The sequence below is a fragment of the Microvirga tunisiensis genome, assembly GCF_009296175.1.
Classification (GTDB): Bacteria; Pseudomonadota; Alphaproteobacteria; order Rhizobiales; family Beijerinckiaceae; genus Microvirga; species Microvirga tunisiensis.
The window spans coordinates 1-1,125 of sequence record NZ_VOSK01000818.1 but is presented as its reverse complement, the minus strand read 5'-3'; the positions used below and the strand labels follow the sequence as shown (position 1 = coordinate 1,125).

At 67.0% G+C, this 1,125-nt stretch carries 1 protein-coding gene; it reads left to right on the top strand.

The window, feature by feature from the left end; translation table 11 throughout:
* Positions 1-1,125 (top strand): recombinase zinc ribbon domain-containing protein (locus FS320_RS43850; protein WP_192926435.1); only part of this gene is annotated, 1,125 nt, incomplete at both ends.

The following is a 1,125-nucleotide window of genomic DNA, read 5'->3' as shown; positions in this document are numbered from 1 at the left end:
CTATGCCTTCGGCCGCACGGGACAGCGCACCCGCCTCACGGAGGGCCGCGCCAGGACCGTCGGCGGGCGCAAGGCCAGGAACGAGTGGAGCGTGCTCCTGCGGGATCATCACCCTGGCTACATCACCTGGCCGGAGTTCGAGGACAATCAGAAGCTCCTGCTCGAGAACGCCCATATGAAGAAGAACTGCGCCCGCAAATCGGCCCGGGGTGGGCGCGCGCTTCTGACGGGACTGATGCGATGCGGCCATTGCGGGCGTATGATGCGGGTCTTCTACGGCATGGGAAAGGGCAATGCGCACCGCTATCAATGCCGCGGCGACGATGCCCATGTCGGTTCCGGCCTGTGCATCGGCATCGGCGGGGTTCGGGTCGATCGGGCGGTGGCGCATGAGATCCTGGACGCCGTCTCCGAGCGGGCTGTCGAAGCGGCGATCCTGGCCGCCGAGCAAGCCGAGCGCACACGCCAGGATGTGATCGCCGCTGTACGGCGCGAGCTCGAACAGGCCCGTTACGAGACCTCCCTTGCCGAACGGCGCTACGAGTTGGTGGATCCGGCCAAACGTCACGTCGCACGGGAGCTGGAGGCGCGCTGGAACGATGCTCTTGAGCGGGCCGCGCAGATCGAGCGTCGGCTGGAGGAGCTCTCGTCTTCCCTGGCGGCAAGCCCGCCGATCGACCGGAACCGTCTGCTTCAACTCGCCCACGACTTGCCCGCGGCCTGGAACGCCGCGGCGGACATGCGCAGCAAACAGCGCCTGCTCCACATCGTGATCCAGGAGATCGTGTGCAATCTGGACGACGCGACGAACGAGGCCGTGCTGTTGATCCATTGGACCGGTGGACGCCATAGCGAAGTCCGGGTGGCCCGGGTCAGATCCGGCCGCTACCCAGCCGACGGAGCGCCCTCCGCCGTAAAGGCCTTGCGCGCCATGGCGGGCCATTGGCCGGATCGGGAATTGGCGGTGGCGCTTAACCGGATGCGCTGCCAGACGGGCGATGGCCACACCTGGACGACGGTGCGGGTGCGGGAGATGCGCGAGCGTCTGGGGTTGCCACAGTACGTGGCGGATCCCGCAAGGCCGCAAACCGTCACCCTGATGAAGACGGCCGAGCATTTTGGCAT